We start from the raw sequence: 23880 nt of genomic DNA on the forward strand, positions 1-23880 counted from the left end.
CATGTCGTCGACTCTAGCAAGCACAACGTTCGCGGGCCGCAAGCTCGCACGTCCGCAACTGGAAGGTGCAGTATGGGAACGGCTTTTGCCTTCAGCTACCTGATCGGGATGCTTGTGTCGGCCGGTGTCGGCCGGTCCCGTGCCGGAATCAGCCAGCGGGGCCGGTTGTCGCTGTTCACGATTCTGGGCAGCCTGCCGTGGTTCCTGACTCAGATGGCCTCGATGATCGTCTGGCCGGCATTCCTGTGCGTGTGGCTCGTTCGAGGGCGCCCTGACAGTCCATGGCGAGCCATCAACACCGGCAATGGCAGCGTTCTGGTCCGTCGTCGGGGCGATCGGTAGTGAAAACGGGCGGAAGGCGGGATCAGGCGGCGAAGAATTGCTTGAGCACGCTGCCGAGCACCTTCGGGTCCGCCACGTGGCCCTGGCCTTCGGCAGCACCGCCGTGATTGCGTCCGCCGCGTCGTCGAAGACGCCGGGTTGCAGGGCCGCGGTTGTACCCCAGCTCCGGGTTCTTGCACGCCACTTCCAGCGCTTCGGCGTTGGCGATGCCCAGGCTGCCGGGGTGGCCCGGGTTCGCCGCCAGGATGGCCCGGCCCACCGCCGTTTCCGGGCGGGGCTTGACCCGCAGATGGCGCCGAAGGCCTCCATCAGCGCCCACCGTCAGGGCTTCTGCCGGTAGCTGACCCCGACCATGTAGACCTTCGAGGTCAGGCCGAACATCACGGCGGCGGCCGAGATCGCGCTGCCCCACTGGCCCGCGCCGGTCTCCGCGATCAGCCCGGTCTTGCCGACCTGCTTGTTGTGGTAAATGCGCGCCGGGGTGTCCAACGCGCGTTCCAGCCGGCGGGCCCGGTACCGCGGGGTCGGGCGCCACTGCCGGTAGATGTCGCGGACCACGCCGGGGATCTCGAACTCCGGCTCCTGGTCGACCAGCGGTTCCGCCATCGACCGGCAGAGCTCGGCCCGGCTGACCGAGTCCCCGGTGGCGGGATCCAGGTTCGGGGCACACCACCGAGGTCGGGGGCGATGTTGAGCCAGGTGTGGGGGATGTCTTTTCGCTCCACGTGTACTTGACCGGCTCGTTCAACGGAAACCTCACACGGATCTGGTGACGGGACTCGAGCCAGCCTCCTGGGCCGGTTCCGCGGGAACCGGCACCGGGGCGGCTTTCTCGGTGCGGTTGGCCGGCGCGCAGCCGGCCAGGATGAGCAGCATCCCGGCCCAGCGGACCCAGCCGAGCCGTCCGGTGCCGCTCAGCCGGACCATCGCCACCCCGAGGATCGGCGCGGCGGCGATCAGCTGCCCGGTGGTCGAGCTGGACAGCCGCAGTTCTCTGTCCGAAAGCAGCAACCAGGGCGCGAGGATCTCCAGGAAGGCGAACGCGAGCGCGGGCCGCCAGTACCGCAGGACCCAGCGCAACTGCCCGCCGCGCAACACCAGGGGCAGGAGCAGGGCGGCGCCGATCGCCACGTCGGCTCACGTGCGCCTCCTTGTCGGCTCGCTGAGGAATCGAACGACCCGCAAGTAAAACTGCGGAACCGGTTTCGCCGAAAATGTGCCATTCTGTTCCGATGGGGAGAACAGGGCCGCTCGGCTTTCTCGGTGCCGACGTACTGGTCAAGCTGCTCGGGGCGCTCTGCCTGCGGCCACGGCTCGGGGACCGGCCGCGGAAACTCGACGAACAATGCCACTGGGGCGAATACCAGGACGAACGGTCCGAACGGCGGGGCCTGCCGATGGTGTGCCTCGTGCGGCCCGCCGAAAACGGGGACGTGGTCGCCGCCGTCGCGGAGCGGCTCAAGACCGCGAAACCGCAGGGCAGCATCCGGTACGCGCGGCCCGAGCTCACCGCGCACGAAGGGCGGGACGAAGCCGGGCCCGCGACCGCCGACTCCGTCACCGTGGTGCGGGACATCCTGCGGGACGCCCGGAAAGCGCTCGGTGACAGCGCGACCGCGCACACCAGCCGGCTTCCCTTCCCGCTCTTCGACCTCGTCTACTGGCTGATGCTGCAGGACCACGACGGCCGCGAGGACCCCGACGGCGTGCTGCGGCGGGCCATCCGGCGGATCAGCCTCGCCGAGCGGTTCAGCTCCTCCGCCGAGGATGCCGTCAAGCAGCTGCCCGAAAACCAGGGCATCTGGAAGGTCTTTTCGCTGCTCGTGCGGGGGCTGACCCTGCTGACCTTCCGGATCGCCGTCACCGGGCGGGTGCCGCTGCTTTCCGGGCGGTACCGGTGGTTCCTGCGGCAACCGCACCTGGCGCCGGAGATGTCCGGCAGCTTCGTCCGGTTCGCCCGGCGGCTCACCGAAGGACAATGGCAGGAAGAGGCCCCCGAGTACGTCTGCCGCCTGCTGCTCAACGCCTTCCTCGAGGACCTGCGGCGGGCTTACCGGCTGCGGCCGTGGCGGGTGTGGCGGCGGCGCCGGATGACCTACCCCGTGCTGCTGCTGGACGAGGTGAGCGTCGGCAACGGCGGCTACCGGCTGCTGGAGCTGGTCAACTCCGTCCGCAACCAGGTCGGGCGGTTCGACCCGCTGCTGGTGGTCAGCGCCAGCCCCGCGCCGCCGCCGGACGCCGAGCCGACGCCGCACCGGCCGCAGTTCCAGGCCGCGCAGGCGCGCGCCGCGTACGTGGCCTGGCAGAACCAGCTCGAACGCGACCGGCGGGAGCGCCGGCCGACCGCGTGGTACCTGCCGGTCGGGGTCCAGCCGCCCGGGGACGACGACGAGCCGCAGGTCCGGCAGATGCTGCAGACCCTCGGCAGCGACTACCGGTTCCGCAAGCAGGTCCGGCCGCCGTGGTGGGCGAGCCGGTGGACGCGGATCGGCGTGCCGGTCGTCCTCGTCGCGCTCGTCGCCGGGTTCGTCGCCTACGACCGGCACGACACCTGGGCCGAGCACTGCGGCTCCGGCAATCCGTGGCTGACCTGGACGGGCACCGAGTGCGTCGGCGCCACGGACGGCTCCGAGGACGTCTTCCAGCCGTCGGACGCGACGATCCGGCAGGTCGAAGCGGTCGTGCTGGACCAGAACCACCGCGCGGAACGGCTGCACGAAGCCCACCCGGAACGGCCGTACATCACGCTCGTCGTGCTGGAGGCGCTGACCTCGTCCAACAACCTCGCGGAGGGGCTGACCACCGAACGCGAATCCCTCGAAGGGTTCGCGGTCGCCCAGCTGCGGCAGCTCAACGCGCCGGGCTCGGCCGACCCGATCGTCCGGCTGCTCATCGCCAACGCGGGCCGCAACATGCGCGAAGGCGTGCGGGTGGCCAACCGGCTGCGGCAGCAGGCCGAGCAGGACAAGAGCATCGTCGGGGTGGTCGGGCTGGACCTGAGCAGCGCGCCGACCCAGCGGACCATCGCCGCCCTGACCAACGCCGGGCTGCCGATGGTCGCCTCGACGCTGTCCGCGGACCCGCTGGCCGACCTCAACCCGATGTACTTCCAGGTGACGCCGCAGAACCGGCGCGAGGCCGCGGTGGCGGCCGGGTTCGCCGAGCAGCTGCCGGGTCCGCGTGTGGTGCGCGTCTACTACTCCGATGACGACGCCGACGTGTACAGCACCAACCTCCGCGACGACGTCCTGAAGTCGTTCCGCGACAAGGGTTTCCAGGCTGAGGCGCGGGCGTTCACCCCGGACGGCGGCCTCGGCGGGCCGCCGTCGCACCTGCGGTACAGCGAGACGTTGCTGGGCAACGCCGGCGCGGCGGGCCGGGACACCTGTTCGTTCGACGGCCTGGCGTTCTTCGCCGGCCGGGGCGTGCCCGACTTCGGCCAGTTCCTCAGCAGCGCCGCGCAGTGCGGCAGCCGGGCCACCGTGATCGGCGACGACGACGTCACGCGGTTCGTCGCCGACCAGGGCGAGCGGCAGCGCAACCGGGCACTGCCCTACTACTACCTGTCGTTCGCCACCTCGCCGGTCACCGAGCCGAGCGGCGCCGCGCTGGACTTCTACAAGACGCTGGACGAGACACTGTTCCCGTTCGAGCAAACGCCGGAGGGCCGCTCGTACGACGGCCACGCCGCGCTCGCCTACGACGCCGCGCAGGTGATGATCGTCGCGGCGGCGTACCTGCGCGAGACGGCGGCCGAGATCCCGGTGACGCCGGGCGCGATCTGGCGCGAGATCACCGCCATCCACACCTCGCGCCCGGGGGCCGAGCAGGTCAACAAGTACCTCGAAGGCGTCACCGGCACGATCGACTACGGCGGCGACATCGGCCGGAACGTGCCGCAGAACAAGCCGGTCGCGGTGATGGGCGTGTCGGGCGGCGAAGTCGACAAGTCGCTGCACGGCTTCTGCGGCGCCGCCGACGGGCCGACGTCCGACACCTGGTGCCCGCCCGACGCCTGATCGACGGGGTCGACGTGGCCCACCTTCGCGCTGCCGAATCCGCCAAGGTGAGTAAAACTCACCTTCATGCCCGAACTGAGAGTTTTCAGCCTGCTCGCCCGGATCGGGCTGATCTGCTACGCGGCGGTGCACCTCATCGTCGCGTGGCTGGCCGTGCAAGTGGCGCTCGGCGACAACGAGCGGGCCGACAAGGCGGGCGCGCTGCAGATCGTCGCCTCCGAGGGTGGCGCGTGGCTGCTCTGGCTGGTCGCCGCCGGCACCGGGGTGCTCGCCCTGTGGCAGCTCGCCGAGGCGATCACCGGCCACCGGCACGTGCAACCCCGGCGGCGGTGGGTGCGGCGCTCGGTCAGCGGCGTCGAAGTGGTGCTGTACGGCCTCGTCGCCTACAGCGCGGGCAAGACGGCGATGGGCGCGTCCGGCAAGGCGGGCTCGGTGGTCGCGAGCGTGCTGAGCCGGCCGTGGGGCGCGGTCGCGGTGATCGCGGCCGGCATCGTGGTCATCGCGGTCGCGGCCTGGCTCGCCTACCGAGGGGCGCGGAAGAAGTTCCTCCGCGACCTCGACTTCGGCGGCGCCTCCCCCACCCTGCGCACGTCGACCACCCGCCTCGGCCAGATCGGCTGGTGCGCGGTGGGCGTCCTGTACGCCACAGTGGGGTCCATGTTCGTCCTGGCGGCCGTCCGCTACGACCCCCGCCAAGGCCGGCGGCCTGGATCCGGCGTTGAAGACCCTGGCCGTGCAGCCGTACGGGCAGGCGTTGCTGCTGACCCTCGCGGCGGGGATCGCCGTGTTCGGCGTGTTCGCGCTGCTGGAGGCCCGGTTCCGCCGGCTGTGAACGACACCGCGACTCGGTCAGGCGCAGTGGCGGGCGGTGAACTTCGACGTCCCGGAGCCGACCGGGATCCGTTCCCCTGTGGGCAGGGTGACCGTGGCGGTCGCGTTGACCGGGACGGTGACGGTCAGGTCGAAGCGGCACCCGGTCTGGGTCCACTCGGCGCCGACCGGCCCGCGGACCGTGTCGATCGATGCCGCGACGTGCCGGAGGCCGGGCGGTACCTGAGGTGCGATGGCGATCGACGCGTACCCCGGTGCCGCGGGTGTGATGCCGGCGAACTGCGTGTAGAAGGCGGCGTTGATTCCGGCGAACATCGCGTGGTCGTGGGTTTCCATGCCCGACTCGTACGTCCACTGCTCCCACGGCGTCGTCGCGCCCCGGCTGATCTCGTACCCGAAACCGGGGTACGTCCGCTGCCGGAGCACGGTCAGCGCGACGTCGATGCGGCCGGCCTTGGCGAGCGCTTCGGGCAGGTAGCGGGTGCCGAAGATGCCGGTGTCGAGGTGCCCGGCGTCCTTGGTCAGGATCGTTTCGACGAGCTTTGCGCCGACCGCCGCCACCTTGTCCGGGGGAACCATCCCGAACGCGAGCGGCAGGATGCTGGTCGTCTGACGGCCGTCGCCGTAGGTTGCGCCGACGAGGAAGTGCGCGTTGAACGCGGTGGCGATCGCGCTCGCCAGCTCCTCGAAGTGCGTCGCATCGGCGGTCTTTCCCAGTGCCCGTGCGGCTTTCGCGACGTCTTCGGCCTGCCGGTAGGACAACGCGGTGTTGACCAGCGAACGCTCGCTGAAGCACGCTCCTGCTGACGGACTTCCCTGTCCCCCGTTGGCGTTCGGGCTCCGGTCGGGTGGGCACCAGTCGCCGAAGCCGCGGTCCTCGGGCCAGATGCGGCCGGGGTAGGCGGCCGCGTTGGTGTCCACGAACGCCTTCATCAACGGGTAGGCGGCGGCCAGCCGCGGGAGGTCGCCGTACTGCTCGTAGAGCGACCACGCCAGGTCCACCGAGCCGCCGCCCATGTCCGGCAGCTGGGCGTTCCCGTCGTCGCTGGGCAACGCCGTCCCGGGCGGCAGGTCGAGCAGGTACTTGCGGTAGAAGGCTTCCATGCCGAAATCGAGGACGGCGGCGTCGTGGTAGGCCTGCACGTCCATGCCCGGCGGCGTCCGTTCGTCGCGGACCGGGTTGTCGGTGGGCAGGCTCATCGAATTGTTCAGGACGGCCCGCCGATTGTTGGCCCAGATCTTGTTCAGCAGCGGATCGGACGTCTCGACGTGCCCGGTGGCGGCGACGTCGGCGTGCACGACCCGGCCGGCGACGCTGCCCAGGTCCGGCGTCCCCGGGTAGCCGGTGAGCTCGAGGTAGCGGAAGCCGTGGTAGGTGAACCGGGGCTCGTACACCTGGACTCCGCGGGCGGCGCCGAGGGTGTAGGCGTCGGTCGACGCGGCATTGCGGTTGGTCGCGGTGTCGAGCATGCCGTCCTCGGCCAGTTCTTCCGCGGTGCGCATCCGCACGGTCGTACCGGCCGGCCCGGCGACGCGCAGCTGGGCCCAGCCCGCGAAGTTCTCGCCGAAGTCATAGATGTACACGCCTGGACGCGGCTGTGTCATGGCCGCCGGCCGGAGCGTGCGGACGACCCGGATCGGCGGCGCGGTCGAGCCGATGAGCTCGCCGCTCGGGGCGGCGGCGGTGCGCACCGGGCGCCAGGCCGAGTCGTCGAACCCCGGCCGGTCCCAGCCGGGTTTGTCCAGCCGGGCGTCGTGGTTTTCGCCGGCGTAGAGGTCGTTCGCCGTCACTGGGCCGTCCGACCAGCGCCAGGAGTCGTCGGTCGTGATCGTCCGGCGGGTTCCGTCAGTGAAGGTGACGGCCAGCGCGAGGATTCCCTGCTTCGGGCCGGTCCAGCGGAAGCCGTACTGGCTGAAGCGGGGACCGTAGCCGTTGCCCAGCCACAGGCCGGCGGCGTTGCGTCCTTTGTGGACCTGATTCGTGACGTCGTAGGAGTCGTAGAGGAGCCGACGGTCGTACGGCGTGCTCCCCGGCGTCAGCACCTGGTCGCCGACCTTGCCGCCGTTGAGGTGCAGTTCGTAGAAGCCGAGGCCGTAGACGTACGCGCGGGCGCTCGCGACGGGTTTGTCGAGAACGAACTCGTTCCGCAGCAACGGCGCGTCCGGGGACTGGGCGAGCAGGAGCGGGTCGCCCTGGGGTTCGAGCCGGCCGTCGGTGATCGTGGCTCCGGGGAAGCGGGCGTCCGGAGTGGACTCGAAGTCGTCGGAGAACAGCGGGGTGCCGTCGATGCCGTGGACGGTGAGGTTGTCGTAGGCGGCGGCTTCGTGGATGCCCTGGCTGACGGAGGTCCGGAATCCGATGGTGCCGGTGCGCACGGCGTCGACCGTCCGGGAGTCGACCTGGGTGCCGTCGATCGACGTGACGACGGTGCTCCCCCGCGCGTCGATCCGCAGGTGGTGCGGCGCGTTCACGGTGACGAGCCGGCTCACGTCGGTTTCGCCGAGGAGGGTGAACGAACCGTGGCTCTTGACGTGCGGCCGCAGCAGGACCTTGCCCGGCGCCTCGGCGGCGTTCACCTGCCACAGCAGGAAATCGTCGGGGCCGGCGGCGCGGAAGACCACGCTCGCGGCCGCGGACTTGATGGTGAAGTCGACGTCGAGGACGAAGTCCTGCCAGGCGTAGGCGTCGCCCGGGGCGATCCACTGGGCGCCGGACCAGTCGGCGCCGGTCTCCCACCAGGCGGGCGCGGCCTTGGCGGGCGGTCCGCCGCGGGTGCCCCAGACTTCGACGGTCCAGTAGTTCCGTTTCCCGGCGGGCCCGCGGTAGGGAACGGCCACCGAGTCGGCGCCGGTGACGCGGCCGCTGTCCCAGACGTCGGCGCGGTTGTCCTGCAGGAGCCGCGGATCGCTGGCGACGAGGATCCGATAGGCCGTCTGCCGTTCCCCGGGCCGGTCCGAGCGCAGTTTCCAGCTCAGCGTCGGGCCGGGGCCGGCGGCGAGAGGGTTGACAACGTTGTCGACGCGCAGGTCGCCGACCTGGATGGCCGCTTGGGGCGCGGCGACGCTCGGCGGGGCGTTCAGGAGGAGGGCGGACAGGACGGCGAGCAGCACGCGATATCCGGACATGAACGCTCCACGGCTTGTTGAAACGTTTCAAGCCAGAATAGCAGCCTGCTCGTGTGACGCCTAGGTTGTCCACGAGACAGGAACGGTTACCGGTGCAGGTGCTGGGTCCAGTCTTCGGGCACGCGGCCGGCGGGCCCGGGCACGGCCTGGCTGAGCGGCCGGTGTTCGGGAGCGGCGAGCGCCGGGCCGGATTCGTAGAGCACCTCGTCGGTGTAGTCCCAGAACCAGGCTTCGCCGGGCTCGAAGCTGCGCGCGATCCGGTGCCCACTGGCGGCGGCGTGGGCACTGGCGTGCTGGGCGGGCGAGGAATCGCAGCAGCCGATGTGCCCACATTCGGCACAGCGGCGCAGGTGGAACCACCAGCCCTGCGGGTTCGCGCTGTCGCAGTCCGCGCAGCCGGTGCCGCTGGGCGGAACCGCGGGGTTGATGCCTTCCATGCGAACTCCTCTGCTCGTCACGACCTCTGCCCACCTTATGTGCGGTGGAGCCGGCGGGCCGCGGCGGCCGGAACCTCGCCGGGCTGGCTCTAACCGATCTCGAGTCTGCGGTCGTGGCCGCCCTGTTCTTCGAACACCCAAGGATCCGGGTACTCCGGCTGCTCGATCACCGGATGCAAAACAAGCCGGAGGAGCGCCACGGGGTCACGGCTGTGCAGCAGCGCGTCCCGGGCGCTCCGGTAGGCGTCGTGTTCGGCCAGGCGCTGGGGCGGCTCGCCGTCGGGCAGATTCGCCGGCCGCCCGAGCATGGCGCGCAGACACGTCTTGCGGACCTCCACCTCGTGGGCGAGTTCCGGCTGGCCCGACGTGATGTCGTGGGCTTCGTCCAGCACCTGCAGCGCCTTCTCCGGTGCCTGCGTGGTTACGAAGACGGACGTGGACAGCTCGCAGAGGGCGGCCAGCGCACGGGCGGGCTTGTCCGCCTTCCGGAACTTGGCCACCGCGTCCGTCAGCGCCGTGACCGCTCGGGGCTCGGGAGAAACCCCGGCTTCGTTCTCCTTCGCGATGGCGGCGTTCATCCACTCGTTCCCCGCGACATACAACTCGGCGGACCGGGCCCAGGCCGCTGCCGCCTCGGCGTTGTTTCCCAGCTTGCTCAACGCGGCGGCGAAGGCGAAGTGGGCGGCGGCCCGGTCCCCGACGCTGCCGGCCCGATCGGCCAGATCGGCGGCGCGACGCAGGGTGACCGCCGCCTCTTCCGGCTCGCCGACGTCGACGAGCAGTTTTCCCAGGTTGACCAGGGGCCGGATGGCGCCCGCCGCTGTGGGATCGCTCAGTTCGACCGCCATCCGCGAGTACTCGATGGCCTTTTCCTTGTCTTCGAGCTGGAAGGCGATGCCCGCGCACAACAAGCAGCACCCGACCTTCTCGCCGGAGACGTCGTGGACCCGGGCCAGTGCCACGCTCTCCTGCGCCCAGCCCAGCGCCGAGGATCGGTGCTGGGCGCTCGCTCTCAGGTCCACCGCCGCGCCCTTGGCCGCTCGCACGGCCTTCTTCGGTTCCCCGAGGGCCAGGTGGGCCTTCACCAGCTCGGTGGTCGTGGCGTCCACCCCGGCGAGATCGAATTCGGCCTGGTAGATCGCCCGCAGGTTCTCGCCGATGTCCAACGCCGTGCTCCACCACTCGCCGGTCACCGCCGCCGTGAGCGCCGCGTGGGCCCTGGTCGGGTCGACTTCGAGTTCCGGGTCGCCGCCCGTCCGCCCGACGATCGCGGTGAGCTGGTCGGCCAGGTACCGGGCTACGCGTCGCTGGTAGTCGGCGATGTCGCTGCTCGCGTCCTCCTTCGCCGACCGTTCGCGCATGGCCAGCCGGACCAGCGGCGTCATCCGGAACCGCATCGGGCCGTTCGGGCCCCGCGCGCACCGCGCCAGGCTGGCGTCCACGACCCGGTGCAGGGCCAGCGAAGTGCGGTCCTCGAAGTCGTCGAGCCCGGCCGCCATCTCCTCGGCGTCGCTCACCGAGCCGAAGCCGATCGACAGGTACCGGGCGGCACGCCGGGCGAGCCGTTTGAGGTCCTTGTAGGTGAAGACGATCGCGGCACGGACCGCTCGGTCACCGGCTTGCAGCAGGTCGAGGCGGGTGCGTTCGGCGGCCAGCAGTCGCGCGATCTCGTCGGGTGGCAGCTCGGGATCACCGAGGCGGGCCGCGATGAGACGCAACGCGAGAGGCAGGTCGTCGCACAGTTCGGCCAGCCGGTCGAGGAGGTCTTCCGTGATGTCGGACGCGTAACTGTCCAGGAGCTCGACCGACGCCGTCCGGTCCAAGGCGGGGACCCGGACCGTGCGCTCGGTGAAGCTCTGCACTCGCTGACGTGACGTGATCAGGGTGGCCTGCGGGCCGCCGGCCCGGATGATCGGTGCGACGTGGTCGGCGTCCCTGGCGTTGTCGAGGACGAGCAGGGTTTTCGTCCGGCGCAGGGCCGCGGCCAGCCGTTCGTAGAGTGCTTCGTCTTCGCGGAGGTCGGCGACCATCCGCTCGCCCAGCGCATCCAGGAGGATCCGGGCGGCGGTCCGCGCACTGCGGCGGCTTTCCGGGGTCATGCCGTACAGATCGAGGTACAGGACCGTGTCGAAGTCTTCCGACACCTGGTGGGCCCGGTGCACGGCCACCGCCGACGTCCCCGTCCCCGGCGCACCGAAGAGCCAGACGACGGAGGCGACCGGCACGGCTTCGAGCAGCCGGTCCCGTCCGCAGAAGCGCTGATCGACCGGTGGGAGCACGCACATCTGCCGAGCGGCCGGCGTCAACCGGCGACCGCGTTCGTCGAGTTTCGCGTGGAAGGTTTCCAGCTGCGCCTTCTCCGCCACGACGACTTCGCGAGAGGTCGACCGGACCGGCGCGGTGAAACCCTGGAGCAGGCGCTGCCCGGTCGCACCACCGCGCACTGTGGCTGCGACCTGCTCGGCGAGCGCGGCCGGCAGGGAGAACCGGCCGGCCTCGATCGCCTCGGACAGGTGGTCGCGGAAGCGGTCGAGCGCGAGTGCGGCGGTCCCGTCGTCGTCCCGGGTCCAGTGGCGCACTGCTTCGTCGTGGTTCTCCGCTCCGCGGAGGACGAGCGCGGCCTGCAGCCCGTGCCGGCGCACCCGATCGGTGAAGGCGGGATCACCGAACTCTTCGAGCAGCGCCTCGACCGTCTGGCCGTGGCGGGACGCCCGGCCCAGCAGGTGGTCGTCGATCGCGCTCAGGAGGCCGACTGTCGTATCGGTCAGCTCCGCCGCTCCGGCTGCGTGCGGGCGGCGCCGGGAGGAAAGGAGCTTCAGCAGGCGTTCGGCGATGACGGGCAGCGCATCGTCGAGGACCTCCGTCCCGGCGAGTTCCCCGGGGAGCTTCGCCGTGGCGTCGAGCAGAACGGAAACCACGAGGTGGCTGTCCGGATCACACCGGACGAGGTCGGCGGCGACTTCGACCGATGGCCGGATTTCTCCGACGCCGGCTCCGGAGACGAGCACGACCGTCACGGCGGAGGCACGGTGCTGCTGCTCGAACTCCTGCCGCGAGGTGTCCGGTGCCAAGACGACGCTGCCGCACACGCGGCTGCGCGGCTGCAGCAGGTCCGTCAGGCGCTGGGCAGCGGGCGCGTCGGGCCTGCGGCAGACGATGAAGAAGTCCCATCCGGCTCTCGCGGGCACCCGGGCCGGCTTGCCGGTCACCTTGTCCCAGCGGTCGACCCAATAGGCCGGGTCGCGCGCCTCGGCGGGCAGTTCGCGGAACAGCGCGGACGTCCGCGCGCGCGGACTGTGGGTCAGGCACGCCTCGACGAAGATCAGCACCGTGCGGCGTCGCGGCTCGGTCCTGGCGGCGAGCAGGTTGCTGATCGTGCCCTTGCTGAGCAGGGCGCCCTTGCGGTCGGCGGAGTCGACCAGATCCTGGTAGCCCGGCGACCCGACGGCCTCGTACAAGAGCCGCAACACGTCGTGGCCGCTTTCCGCCCGCACCGGCGCTCCCCCCGCTTCGTTCAGTTCGTTCAGTTCAGGACAGCTGCCGCAGGTTGAACACCGGGGAGGTGACGCTGTCCTGGCCGCAATCCCCGCTTGGAGGAGGAACGATGCTGATCACCCTGCTCGATCTCGTGGCCGCATGGCCGTGGCTGGCACCGATCACCGCGCTGGCTCGCGCCGGATCGGCCGTGCTCGGTCTCGGTGTGGCGGTTCACCGGACCATTCGCTGCCATCGCCGGTGTCGTTACGAGCAGCCGCCGGTCAGCGTGGCGCCGCCGTCTGCACCAGGACGTCGAGGGTCGGCTGGAAGTCCGTCCAGCGGAATTCGTCGACCGAGCCGTAGACCGCGTAGTCGTGGTCGTTCGCGCGCCAGTACCGGCCGAGCGCATGGCGCTGGACGCCCGCCTTCGTCGTGAACCGGAACTCCCACACGACATCACCGGAGGCGAGCTCGTCGAGGCGGAGCCGCTCGTAGTCCTTGCGGATGGTGGGTGTGTTCCGCTCCAGCTCCGCCACCGCGTCCTGCAGCGACAGCACCGGCGTCGGGCTTCCGCTGTACCGGATGATCGAGCCGGACCCGTCCGGGGCGTCGGCTTCGTCGGTCGTCGCGAACGCCCCCCGCTGCACCGACCAGTCGGCCGGGATGCTGACCGACACGCCCGCCGGGCCGGTCACCCGCTGGTAGCCGTCGGGCACCGCGCCCGGGGAGTACGACATCGACGTCGTTGAAGTGGGTTCCGTCGTGGACGCCGTTGTTGGTGTTGGTGTCGGCGTCTCGGTCAAGACGTACGTCGGAGCGTAAGTCGGGGCGTAGCCAGAGTATGCGCCCGCGCCGCTCCCGGCCCCCAGGACTTGACTGTTCGCGTCGGACCGCGGTGCGGGCCGGTAGGTCACCGCGGAAACCACGATGACCGCCGTCACCGCGGCGAACGCGGTCACGGCCGCGCCGACCACGACCTTCACCCGGCTGGTGCTCTTCGCCTCTCCGGACGCCGGTAGCGGCTCCTCGACCGCACCGGACGGCTCGGGCGGGATCGCCGCGATCGGTTCCGTCGGCGGGCCGCCGGGCCGGAACTCCGCGTATTCCGGTCGGGCCGGTGATTCCGCGGGAGCCCGCGCCGGACCCCACAACGAACTCCGCGCGGGCGGCTCGTTCCCGGGATCGTCGAAAACCGGAGATCCGTTCACTTCGGGCACCTTTCACCTCGGCGGCCGCGCGGGGTGAGCGTTTCTCAATCGAGACTTCCCGGGCGCGCCATCACCCGACACAATCGCATCCGGCTCGCGTTCTGTTTCGGGTTCCGCGAACTCCGCGATGGTGAGGAATGACGATCATGCCGGCATCCTGCCTTTCCTGTGGCGCACCGCTGAGCACGACGGACACCGATTGCCCGGCGTGCGGCGGCCGCCCGGTGGTGCCCACGGGACGAGTCGCGGCCGGCGCGCAACCGCCACCCCGCGTGCCCGGCCGTCTGGCGACCGGGACGGTCGTCCGGTCCGGCCCCGTCCGCCAGGAACCGGTCGTGGACCGGAGCTTCGTGTGGGCGAGCCGGATCGGGGCGGCACTCACGGCCGCAGCGCTGGTTCTCGCCGTGCTGGCACACGCGTCACTCGGCCCGCTGCTGGTGGCCTGCGGCGCCGCCGCGGCGGTTCTCCCGCTGGTCGGCGCCGGCCTGAGGTCGACGCTGCCCCGGTCCGCCAGGGAGCCCGGAACACCCTGGTGGCCGTGGGTTCTGCCGTTGCAGGAGCGAGTGCGGTCACGAACCGTGGACGTCGCCGACCTCGTGCTGAAGGACGTGACGGGAACGGAACACGTCTGCGCCGTGGCCGGGAACCTGGGCCCCGACGCGCCGGGAACAGGCACAGCCGTCGAAGCCTACGGGCGGCGCGACCGATCGGGCCGGGTGATCGTGCGGCAGCTGGTGGTCGCCGACACCGGCCGGATCCTGCGACCCCGGCGGCCCGCGTCCGGCCGGCTCACCCGAGTCTTCGCGGCGGCCGCCGCCGCGGCCTGGTTCGCGGCCGCGACGACCCTGCTCGTCCTGGCGGCGAGCTGACCCGTTGGGCCATCCGGGTGATGCTGACGGTATCCGTAATAGCCGCCGCTCACGCGACGACTAGGGACAGGAAATGCCTCACCCCAGGGAGCCGGCACAGTGCCGAAACCATTGATCACCCGGCAGAACGGGATACTTTCCCGGTCGCAGCGCGCCACGAACAGCACGTCGGCGAGCGGCGGCAGGCTGAAATCCGGTCGCCGGTCCGAGAACTACCTCCGGGCGGTTCGCGCACTCGACGCGTCGGGAAGTCTCAGCGCGGTGGAGACCGACGAGTTCGTCGACGGAGTTCGCCGCGAATTCGCCGAAAAATATCACACGATTCCGTTCGGGATCGTGGCCGAATGCTTTCTCGGCGAACCGTTCGAAGTGCACACCCTGGCGTTGGACGGGTCGATCGTCGAGCACTACCGCCGCGGTCAGGCGCTGCCCGCGGCACTCGAACGCGCCCGTGCCCTCGCCGTGTCGCCGGCCTATCTGGCCGTCGAGGTCTATCCGGACCGGCTCGTCTGCGTGCGCGCGGACGGCTCGGTCGTGCTGCTGGAAGGTGAGTCGTGAACGAGGTCCTGATATCCCGGCAGCTCAACGACGTCAGCCGAGCTGTCGGACAGCTCACGGCCTCGCAGGACGCACTGCACCAGCAGCAGGCCGTGCTCCAGCAGTCGATCGGCCAGGTCGCCGTCGCGCAGGACCGGACCCAGGGTGAGTTGCTCGGCCTGCGCGCGGAGTTCACCGAGTTCCTGCGCCGCGACGAGCTCCGGCACAACCTGCAGGTCGCCCACACCGAAATCATCCAGGTGCGCCAAGAGCTGGAAACGAACTTCGGGCACTTCGCCGAGGTTCGCCGGCTCGCCACCGGCGCGTTGCAGGCGCTGGACGTCGGGATCGTCACGCACGGCACGATGCGCCAGCTGTCCGAGGAGCTGATGCTGGTCACCCCGCGCTACTGGCTCGCCCCCGCGCTCGTGGCCGTCGCCGCCTGGATCCGCGACGATCCGGACCTCGCGCAAAAGGCCCTGGTGGAGACGACCCGCCGGGACAACGACAAGGCCGCCCTCTTCTTCGCGCTGGTGCTTCGCCGGCATCAGCGCAACGAGGCCACCGCGCGGTGGCTGCGCCAGTACACCGCGCGCCAGGACCCCACCGGGCTGTCGCGCGAGTTCACCGTCATCCTCGACGCGGTCAGCACCGGCGCGTTCGGGCACGAGTCGAAGCACCTCGTGATGCGGCAGCTCGGCGAGTGGTACGAGCGCCTCGCCGACGACCGCGACATCGTCGACCGGCAGGTGGACCGGTGGGCCCGCTTGCTCGACGGCGACCGGCGGCCGGTCGACCCGCGGTACACCGTGCTGCCGGACATCAGTCCCACCTGGCCGCAGCTCAAGGAGCTCTACGAAGGGGCGACCGTGCACCGCACCGCGGAGGAGCGGTTCCGGGGCCTGTTCACCGGCGAGCTGCCGCAGAGCGAGGACCTGCGCAAGCGCGTCGACGACATCCTGGACGGGCTCGTCACCGGCTACGACGTCGAGGAAGCTCCCCTGCGGCGCAAGGAGCACGAGCTGCAGGAGATCGTCAAGGCCGACGGCGACAAGACCAAGGCGGCGAAGGCAGTCCAGACGGCCGCGCCGCTGCACGAGGAGACGGTCGACTTCCTCACCCTGGTCAGCAACGCGGCGGTGGGCGACTCGCGCACCGGCACCTCGCCGGGCACCCAGCGGTTCGCGGTGGCGCTCGCGAAGGACTGGATCGTCGAGGGCGCCGGACGGCTGGAGGCGGCCAACGTCGCCGCGCAGCCCGCGGCCGTCGAATTCCGGCTCGAGGGGTGGTCGGCGCGGATCGACCAGACCACCGGCGAGGCCGACCTCGTCACCGGCCTGGCCGCGCACATCGACGCCGAGACCGAAGCGGCGGTCGCGAAGGTGAGGTTCACGGGACCGCCGCTGGCGTCCGCGATCACCGCCGGGATGGTGCTGCTGCTGGCGCTGTGGGCGGGCTTGGCGCACAATCCCGGACTCGCGGTGTTCTTCCTCCTCGCCACGGCGGGCCTCGCCGGCTGGTCCGCCTACCAGGCCCGCGCGCTACCCGCACGCCGCCAGGAACTGCGGCGCCAAGGCGAACAGCGCCGGGCCGTCGCGGTAGCGCAGCTGCGAGGTGGCATCGCCGAGCTGGTGGACCTGCGAGCCGAGTGGGAGCGCGAACTCGCTCTCGCCGAAGCCCTGCGCTCGTACCTGAACCGGTTGAACAGCACAGCGTTCGCGGCACCGGCGCCCGGCGCGAAGCGAGGAGCGTGAAATGCCGAGAGCGATGACCGGTCGACCGGAAGTCCCCGAACGCCCCGAGGAGCCGCAGCCCCGGCACCCCCTCCAGGACGACGAGGTCGCGTTGGACCTGCCCGGCTGGGACCTCCTGCCGCCTGCCGAATTCCTTCGACGGCACCCCCGGAAGTGACGGCGTGTACCGGACGCCCGGACCGTACGCCGCGTGGGTGAGCTGGCTCGCGGCCTTCGGCCGGGGCGAGGACCTGCCGTCGGGTCACCTGCCGCCGATCGACGCCGAACTCGGGCCGCAGATGGCCGAACGGCTGGCCCGGCACGTCGCCGACGCGTTCCACGACCGCGTGCGCCGCTGGCAGGAGGCCTTCTCGCGCGACCAGCAGCTGCTGCTCGCCCAGCCACAGCGGGCGATGACCGTGCTCCCGGTCGTCCTCGCGGACGCGCGGAAGCGGCTCGGCCCCCTGGTGGCCTTCACCGTCCACCCCGGACTGCCGGCCGAGCTGCGCACCAGCGTGGCCGACGCGCTCCGGGAGACGATCTCGTCAGCGCAGCGAAGTCTCGAGGACTCCGTGCGCGACGCGCCGGTTTCGCTGCGCAACGCCGTCCGGCAGAACAGCCTCGAGCCCGCGCTGACCAGGCCGGCGGCCCCCTCGCCCGCCGGACCGGCGCGCGGCCGCCGGGTCATCCTCGACTAGGGAGAACAGGACCATGCCCAACGGGGCGGAGACCAAGGCTCGCATCGAGTCGTACCTGCTGGCGCGCATTCCGTTCGTGTCCGTCCGCACGGTCGAACGCGGGCGTGCGCTGGAGATGCTCGGCGAACTCGCCACGAAGAAACAGCTCGACATCGTCGTGCACACGCTCAGCCAGGGCCTGCGGGACCTCAAGAACCGGCAGGTGCTCTCCGACGACAAGTCGCTGCTCGGCGCGCTCGACCTGGCCGGCGAATGGTTCCAGGCGCGGGCGAACCAGACCGTCGTGTTCACCGACGTCCAGCACCTCGGCGACGACAACGAGATCTCGCGGCGGTTCGTCGACCTCGCCCAGCTGGCCGAGGAGCACGGCGGGTGCATCATGGTGATCACCGCCGATCCGACCTGGAACGCCCTGCAGCGCATGGGGATGGCGGTCACGCTCGACCTGCCCGACGTGGACGAGATGCGCGCGGAGATCGAGGGCTTCCTGCACCAGTACGCGGGCGAGATCCGCATCGAATGGGGTCCCGCCGAGTGTGAGGAGGCCGCGTCGATCCTCACCGGGGTCACGAAGATCGAGGCGCTGAACATCCTCGCCACGTTCGTGGTGCGGAAGTCCATCACGAAGGCCGAATTGGTCGAGCTGGGCCGGGCGAAGGACTCCATCTTCAGCGAGCTGGCCGGCATCGAGCGGGTCCCGGTGCGTGCCGGCGACCACCTCGTCGGCGGTCTGGCCGGGCTGCGGCGGTGGCTGGACCGCAAGCGTCCGCTGCTGACCATGGACCTGCGCGACCGCGGGATGCGGCCGCCCCGCGGGGTGCTCCTCGTCGGCGTCCCGGGGTGCGGAAAGTCTTTGTCGGCCAAAGCGATCGCGAGTGACTGGCAGCTCCCGCTGTACCGGCTGGACATCGCGTCGGTGCTGGGGAACTACGTCGGCCAGTCCGAGAGCCGCTTTCGCGAGGCGCTCGCCACGGCCGACGCCGTCGCGCCGTGCGTGCTCTGGATCGACGAGATCGAGAAGGGGCTGGCCGGCTCGGGCACGGACAGCACCGGCGTCACCACCCGGCTGGTCGGCCAGTTCCTGTACTGGCTGCAGGAGTCCCCGGCCCGGGTCTTCGTGGTCGCGACCGCGAACGACGTCCGGGCGCTGCCGCAGGAGCTGCTGCGCAGTGGCCGGTTCGACGACATGTTCTTCGTGGATCTGCCCGACGCCGACGAGCGCCGGGAGATCATCCGGATCTACCTCCGCAAGTACCTGCGCGTCCCGGTGGCGGACGACGTCGTCGAGGAGCTCGTGCAGCTGAGCGACGGGTTCGCCGGCTCGGACGTCGAAGCGGCCGTGAAGGAGATCGGTTACGAGGCGATCGCCGCCGCCGACGACCGGGACGTGCCGGTCGAGTTCTACCGCAACGCCTTCCGCAACATCGTGCCCCTGGTGCGTTCGGCACCGGAGCGGATCGACGAGGTCCGCCAGTTGCGCGACCGGGCCATCCCGGCATCGGGAAAGGTGCGGGATTCGGCCGAGAAGGTCGGTTCGCGCCGAGTGGTGCTCGGCTGATGCTGTTCCGATGACGACCGGGCACCTGAGCGAAGCCGAGCTCCGCCACCGGGCCGGCGAACTGGCCGCGCAGGTCGAGCGGGATCCGACGGCCGTGGATGCGAGCCGGACCGGGGCCGTCGGCTACCTCCTCGTGGATTCGCTCGACGACTCGGCCCCCGGCTTCGCGGCCGACCTCGACACCGCGGCACTCCTGCTCGAACACGGGCTCGCGTTCGCCGCCGACGACCCGCTGTCGTGCTCCTGGCGGACCGCGCTCGCGGTGGGGCGCGCCCACCAGGCCATCACCGGTGACGGTACACAGTGGACCGCCGCGCTGCACTGGGGCGAGCAGGCCGTCGCGACCGCGACGACCGCCGATGAGCTCGCCGAAGCGGTGCTCACGGTCGCCGACATCCACGCGGACCGGCTGGCAGCGCTGTGGAGCGACGAATACCTGTCCGCCGAGACGCGCCGGCACGAACTCGACGACACACTGGCGGCGCTGTCCGCACTGGGCGAGCAGCTGGCGGACCCCGCCGATCGCGCGCTGCTGGACCTGCACCGCGGCCGGCTGCTCAGCGTCCGGTACGACATCCTGGCCGCCGACATCGACCTGCGGCACGCGATCCGGTTGGTGGACAACGCTGTGGGGTGCCTACCGGCCGGGCATCCCATGCTGCCGGAGGGGATGTCGGCACTGGCGGGACTCCACCGCGACCGCTACGCGAAGGACGAGGACCCGGACGACCTCCACACCGCCCTCTCCTTGGCGACGGCGGCCGTCGAGGCCACCCCGCACGACGATCCCGCGCGGCCGATGCGTCACCTGCTGCTGGCCAGACTCCTGCTGACGCGCCGGGCCGGGAACCCGGACCCCGACGACCTCGACCGGATCATCGAAAGCCTCGCCGTCGTCGCCGACCCGGCCGAACCGGAAACCGCGGTGTGGTACGGCGAAGCGCTGCTCGACCGTGGGGAAGAAACCGGCAGCCTCGCCGATCTCACCGCGGCCGCCGAGTGGCTGGCCCACGGCGCCACCGGACAGGGCCCGGACGCCGGGGACGACTGGCTCGTCTGGAGCCGGCTCGCCGAGACGCACAGCGACCTGTTCGAACAGACCGGAGACCAGCGCCACGCGGACGCGGTCCTGGAAGCGGTCGGCCACGGCATCGGGCTCCCGGTTCCGGAACCCGCCTTGACGTACGAATTCCACGCTCGGCGGCTCCAGGCGGTCTTCCAGGACGGCCATCGGCCGGACCTGCGCGAGCTGATCGCCCGGCAGCCCGTGGTGGAGTGGGTGCGGCAGGCACACGCGGCCGTCGACGACGCGGCGGCCACGGGCGCGCTCTCCGAAGAAGCGGCCTGGCTCTCGTACACGGTCGGGATGTCCTGGTACTACCTGGTCTCCAAGGGCTCCCACGAAGTGACCACCGACCTCGGCGCATTCCGCACCCTCCTCAACTCGATGAGCCCGCTGTTCCGGAACGCCCTCGATGTCCTGGAGCTGCCTCCGGAGCTCCGGTCGGTCTTGGAAGCGATGACGGAATTCTTCGGCAACACCGCCCGCATCGTCACCGGTGACGGCGACGCGGACTTCTCCGCCCTGCGAAGGACGCTCGCCGAAGCGCAGCTGTCGGAGGGCCTGGACGACCTTCCGTTGCTCATGCACCCCTTGCTCGCCATGGTGGGATCGGCCACCGGATCCTTGAGTGCCTTCGACGCAGGGCTGGCCTATTTCGCCGGCGTCCGTGACGACCAGGCCGCGGATCCGGCCACCCGCGCCGAAGCCGCGGCGATGCACCGGGTTTACGAGGTGAACCGAGCCGTCCAGGCGGGGAAGGAGATACCGGAAGTCTTCCAGCTCGCTCGGAGTGCCTGGGACCTTCTGGACGCACTGCCGCCCAACCCCACCAACGAGCCGCTCTACGACATGCTCGAAATTGTCCTCCGTACCGGGGCAGCCGCCTTGGGGACCGACCCGCCGCCCGCTCGTGACAGCGCGCGCGCCGAATCGTGGCTCAGGAAGTTGCTGGCACCGGTAATGGCCAGCGACGAAGTGCTCGTCGCCATCAGGAACAAAGATGCCGGTGCGCTGAGGGAAATCTGCGCGCGGTGGTCGACCATGAAGGTTCCGGCCGACGAAGAGGAGGCGTTGGGGGTGCACGTGCCGCGAGCCGTCGCGTACGACAACCTCTCGCTGCTGGACCCGAGCGACACCGAGGCGCTGGAGCGGGCGATCGAAGCCTACCGGGCGTGTCTCACCGGGATCCACCGGGACGGCACCCCGCTGGTCACCGAGCAGGCGACCTCACTCGCTGCCGCGCTGCGGCGGCGCGGCCGTTCCGGAGATTTCGCCGAAAGCCGCAAGCTCGCCCGGCAGATCGTGGAGAACGCCGCCTGGCGCGTGCTGATCCAGTCCGAGAGCGAGCACGCGATGGAGATCGCGCGCACCGCGATGGACGCCGCCGACCGGCTCACCGCCTGGTGCGTCGACGACGGTGCCGTGGCGGAACTCGTCCAGATCGTCGACGCGCGGCGCAGCCTGGTGCTGCGGTCGGCCAACACGACGCGGGCGGCCTCAGCCCAGCTGAGCAGCCTCGGCGAGGACCGGCTCGCGCTCGAATGGGAGTCCACCGGAGGCGTCGACGAGCCGCTGACTCCCGAGCACGGCGGGCCGGGCACCCGCTGGGGTGGTCTGCGGCGCAAGGTGCTCCGAGTGCTGGCCAAGGACTCGGAAGACCTCCTCAGCCCGCCCGGCGTCGAGGAGCTCCGGAACGCCTTGCGCACGCAGGGTTCCGACGTTCTCGCCTATCTCCTGCCGGCGAACGACCACCACGGGGCGCTCGCCGTTCTCGTTTCTGCGGAGGGTGACCCGGTGGTGCGGCCGCTGCCGAAGCTCGGCGAGGCCGAGCCGGTCAAGCGCTACCAGGAGGCCTACGCCGCGTGGGACGACGCGAAGGACCCGACCGGGCCCGAGTACCGGCAGTGGTGCACCGAGTTGCGCGAAGTCTGCGGCTGGGCCTGGGACGCCGCAGCCGGTGAACTCCTCGCCCACGCCACCGAGATCGCCGGGCGCGATCCACGGCTCGTCCTGGTGCCGCTCGGCGTCCTCGGGCTGGTGCCGTGGCACGCCGCGTATCGTCAGGTCGACGGCCACGACCGGCACCTCGTGCAGGACGCGACCGTCTCGTACGTCCCTTCGGGGCGGTTGCTCTGCGAAGCCGTGGCCCGCCCCCACGTGCGCAACGACGCCGCCTTGCTGGTCGGGAATCCCGTCGGCGACCTGCCGGACGGTGCCGCCGAAGCAGTGGCCATCCGGGACTCCTGCTACCCCGGCGGTGTCTTCCTGGGCGGCACCGGCCAGGCGCACTGGTGGGTCCCGGCCCCGGCCGGTTCGGGCACCTCCGAACAGGTGCGAGACCACCTGCGCGACCCGCTCGGCGTGCTGCACCTTGCCTGCCACGCCTTCGCGGACATGCGCAGCCCCCTGCAGTCCCGGATCGAGCTGGCCGGTGGCGCGCTGTCGGCGCGGGACCTCCTGGAGCTGAGCCCGGCCCGGCCCCTCGAACTCGCGCTGGTCGTCCTGGCCGGGTGCACGACCCAGGTGTCCGGAGTGGACTACGACGAGGCGCTGTCCCTCTCGGCGACCTTCCTGGCGATCGGCGCCCGGACCGTCGTGGGCTCCCTGTGGCGGGTGCCCGCCGGCTGGTGCACGGCCGCGCTGATGTGGCTGTTCCACGAGAACGTGCGCCGCCACGGCCTCGCCCCCGCCCCCGCCGAGGCGCTGCGCCGGGCGCAGATGGCCCTGCTCGAGGAAGCACCGTCGCTCGACGGGATGCCGGAGCCGCTGCTGGAGCTGCGGCCGCCCGGGTCCCGCGCGATCGGCATCGAGAGCTGGGCCGGCTTCACTCCGCAGGGGCGGTGAACAGGACCTTCAGCAGCTCCGCGGCCGCGTCCGCCGTGATGTCGGAAAGGACATAGTGGTCGGCGATCGCGGGGAGGAACGTCAGGGGGATCTCGTCGGGCGACCGGCCCGGCAGGACGACCGGCAGCACCTTCTTCGTCCACCGGTCCCGCTCGCGGTGCAGGAGGTCGGCCAGCCTGCCGTACTCCGACCGGACACCGCGGTGGCGCGTCCCGTCGGTCAGTTCGCCGTCGCCCACCGCTTTGTACACCGGTGACGCCACGACGATCACGTAATCGGTGCGCAGGAGCTGGGTCGTGGTCCACTCGTCCCAGTTGCGACGGTGTTCCAGGCCGTCCTGATCGACACGCACGTCGACGCCGGCCCGGCTCAGCAGCCGGCACAGCCTCATGACGGCCTGCTTGTGCGCCAGGGACTCCTGCGCGTAGGAGACGAAGACGCGGGGCCTGCCGTCGCCGGCGGGCATGGCCGGGACGTCCGGTCGCGGCGCTCCCGGGAGCCGCACGGTGAACGCGTCCGGCTCACCGCTCGCGCGGAGGCCGAGCCCGCCGTCCGCCGCCAGGTGGTAGGCACCGCCGGCCAGCACCGGCAGCTCGGTGTAGTCAGGTGGGGTCAGCAGGACCAGCCACGCGGTGTGCGTGCCGACATGGACACCGCCGGAGTGCCGCCACCGCACCCGCGCACTCCCGAGTCCGAAGCTGGCCACCTCCGGACGGACGGCGGGGAGCGCGACGTTGGCTTCGCTCGCGTCGGCCGCCCAGCAGGAGCGGCTGTCGGCGCGGCGGACGAAGTTGAGCTGCCCGGTGAGCTCGTAGGTGCGTGCGGGCTCGGCGACCGTGACCGCGCGGGGGATCACGTCGACCACCATCACCTCGGCGGCGTCGAAGGCGAACTGCACCTCCGCCCAGGCCGGCGGCGTCTCCCCGGGAGGCACGTCGAACTCGTAGTTCACCCGGACCAGATACGCCGCGTGCCCGGCGAAGCCGGCCGGCAGCGGATCGATCCGGTGCAGCTGCCAGCCGGAGAACCGGATCAGGCCGATCTCGATGCCGCCGGGCGCCAGATCGACGGACCGCACCAGGACGTCGAGGAACAGCGGGACACTGCCCGCCATCGGGTTGTCCGTTGACGAACGCAC

At 71.2% G+C, this 23880-nt stretch carries 19 protein-coding genes and 1 pseudogene; 12 read left to right on the forward strand and 8 right to left on the reverse strand.

Annotated elements, in window-relative coordinates; translation table 11 throughout:
- The first annotated feature begins 72 nt into the window (after positions 1-72).
- On the forward strand, positions 73-342 hold the full coding sequence (locus ACWEVN_RS04425) for a hypothetical protein (RefSeq protein ID WP_452050244.1): 270 nt from the start codon (positions 73-75) through the stop codon (positions 340-342).
- A 22-nt stretch (positions 343-364) separates the two neighbouring features.
- Here ACWEVN_RS04425 and ACWEVN_RS04430 read toward each other — a convergent pair whose 3' ends face one another.
- The 3 genes from ACWEVN_RS04430 to ACWEVN_RS04440 form a co-directional block, all read right to left on the reverse strand.
- Entirely contained in the window at positions 365-601 is a 237-nt protein-coding gene (locus tag ACWEVN_RS04430; RefSeq protein ID WP_452050245.1) for a hypothetical protein, read from the reverse strand.
- A 62-nt stretch (positions 602-663) separates the two neighbouring features.
- On the reverse strand, positions 664-948 hold the full coding sequence (locus ACWEVN_RS04435; RefSeq protein WP_452050246.1) for a hypothetical protein: 285 nt from the start codon (positions 946-948) through the stop codon (positions 664-666).
- A gap of 150 nt (positions 949-1098) precedes the next feature.
- Positions 1099-1473, reverse strand: coding sequence for an EamA family transporter (locus tag ACWEVN_RS04440; RefSeq protein ID WP_452050247.1), 375 nt, complete (start codon positions 1471-1473; stop codon positions 1099-1101).
- A 101-nt stretch (positions 1474-1574) separates the two neighbouring features.
- Here ACWEVN_RS04440 and ACWEVN_RS04445 point away from each other — a divergent pair, with 101 nt between their 5' ends.
- The 3 genes and pseudogenes from ACWEVN_RS04445 (at position 1575) to ACWEVN_RS04455 (ending at position 5193) form a co-directional block, all read left to right on the forward strand.
- Positions 1575-4361: an ABC transporter substrate-binding protein gene (locus tag ACWEVN_RS04445; RefSeq protein WP_452050248.1), complete on the forward strand. Its 2787-nt coding sequence runs from the start codon at positions 1575-1577 to the stop codon at positions 4359-4361.
- 66 nt (positions 4362-4427) lie between these two features.
- Positions 4428-4838, forward strand: a pseudogene (locus tag ACWEVN_RS04450) (DUF1206 domain-containing protein); the annotation flags it as partial.
- A 241-nt stretch (positions 4839-5079) separates the two neighbouring features.
- Positions 5080-5193 carry a DUF1206 domain-containing protein gene (locus tag ACWEVN_RS04455; RefSeq protein ID WP_452050249.1) on the forward strand — a complete coding sequence of 38 codons (114 nt, stop codon included), beginning with the start codon at positions 5080-5082 and terminating at the stop codon, positions 5191-5193.
- Between the two features lie 17 nt (positions 5194-5210).
- On the opposite strand, the gene ACWEVN_RS04460 is transcribed toward ACWEVN_RS04455, so the two are convergent.
- From ACWEVN_RS04460 to ACWEVN_RS04475, 4 genes are all read right to left on the reverse strand, one after another.
- Positions 5211-8318 carry a family 78 glycoside hydrolase catalytic domain gene (locus ACWEVN_RS04460; RefSeq protein WP_452050250.1) on the reverse strand — a complete coding sequence of 1036 codons (3108 nt, stop codon included), beginning with the start codon at positions 8316-8318 and terminating at the stop codon, positions 5211-5213.
- 86 nt (positions 8319-8404) lie between these two features.
- The gene (locus ACWEVN_RS04465; protein WP_449681362.1) at positions 8405-8755 is read right to left on the reverse strand and encodes a UBP-type zinc finger domain-containing protein; all 351 of its coding nucleotides are present in this window, start codon (positions 8753-8755) and stop codon (positions 8405-8407) included.
- Between the two features lie 89 nt (positions 8756-8844).
- Complete coding sequence (locus ACWEVN_RS04470; RefSeq protein ID WP_452050251.1) at positions 8845-12249, reverse strand: hypothetical protein; 3405 nt, start codon at positions 12247-12249, stop codon at positions 8845-8847.
- A gap of 264 nt (positions 12250-12513) precedes the next feature.
- Positions 12514-12969, reverse strand: a complete 456-nt coding sequence (locus ACWEVN_RS04475) for a hypothetical protein (RefSeq protein WP_452050252.1) — start codon at positions 12967-12969, stop codon at positions 12514-12516.
- A gap of 190 nt (positions 12970-13159) precedes the next feature.
- On the opposite strand from ACWEVN_RS04475, the gene ACWEVN_RS04480 reads away from it, so the two are divergent.
- The 8 genes from ACWEVN_RS04480 to ACWEVN_RS04515 all read left to right on the forward strand — a co-directional run bounded on the left by ACWEVN_RS04480 (position 13160) and on the right by ACWEVN_RS04515 (position 22742).
- Positions 13160-13477, forward strand: coding sequence for a hypothetical protein (locus ACWEVN_RS04480; protein ID WP_452050253.1), 318 nt, complete (start codon positions 13160-13162; stop codon positions 13475-13477).
- Between the two features lie 298 nt (positions 13478-13775).
- Positions 13776-14309, forward strand: coding sequence for a hypothetical protein (locus tag ACWEVN_RS04485; protein ID WP_452050254.1), 534 nt, complete (start codon positions 13776-13778; stop codon positions 14307-14309).
- 111 nt (positions 14310-14420) lie between these two features.
- Entirely contained in the window at positions 14421-14867 is a 447-nt protein-coding gene (locus ACWEVN_RS04490; protein WP_449681366.1) for a hypothetical protein, read from the forward strand.
- A complete protein-coding gene (locus tag ACWEVN_RS04495; RefSeq protein ID WP_452050255.1) occupies positions 14864-16600 on the forward strand; it encodes a hypothetical protein in 1737 nt (578 codons plus the stop codon). Before ACWEVN_RS04490 ends, ACWEVN_RS04495 begins: the two co-directional genes overlap by 4 nt.
- A 1-nt stretch (position 16601) precedes the next feature.
- A complete protein-coding gene (locus ACWEVN_RS04500; protein WP_452050256.1) occupies positions 16602-16757 on the forward strand; it encodes a hypothetical protein in 156 nt (51 codons plus the stop codon).
- Between the two features lie 37 nt (positions 16758-16794).
- Complete coding sequence (locus tag ACWEVN_RS04505) at positions 16795-17277, forward strand: hypothetical protein (protein WP_449681368.1); 483 nt, start codon at positions 16795-16797, stop codon at positions 17275-17277.
- Between the two features lie 13 nt (positions 17278-17290).
- Positions 17291-18835, forward strand: coding sequence for an AAA family ATPase (locus ACWEVN_RS04510; protein WP_449681369.1), 1545 nt, complete (start codon positions 17291-17293; stop codon positions 18833-18835).
- Between the two features lie 10 nt (positions 18836-18845).
- Positions 18846-22742, forward strand: a complete 3897-nt coding sequence (locus ACWEVN_RS04515; RefSeq protein WP_452050257.1) for a CHAT domain-containing protein — start codon at positions 18846-18848, stop codon at positions 22740-22742.
- On the opposite strand, the gene ACWEVN_RS04520 is transcribed toward ACWEVN_RS04515, so the two are convergent.
- The gene (locus ACWEVN_RS04520; protein ID WP_449681371.1) at positions 22723-23880 is read right to left on the reverse strand and encodes a toll/interleukin-1 receptor domain-containing protein; all 1158 of its coding nucleotides are present in this window, start codon (positions 23878-23880) and stop codon (positions 22723-22725) included. The genes ACWEVN_RS04515 and ACWEVN_RS04520 overlap by 20 nt on opposite strands.

The organism is Amycolatopsis sp. NPDC003861 (genome assembly GCF_053605405.1).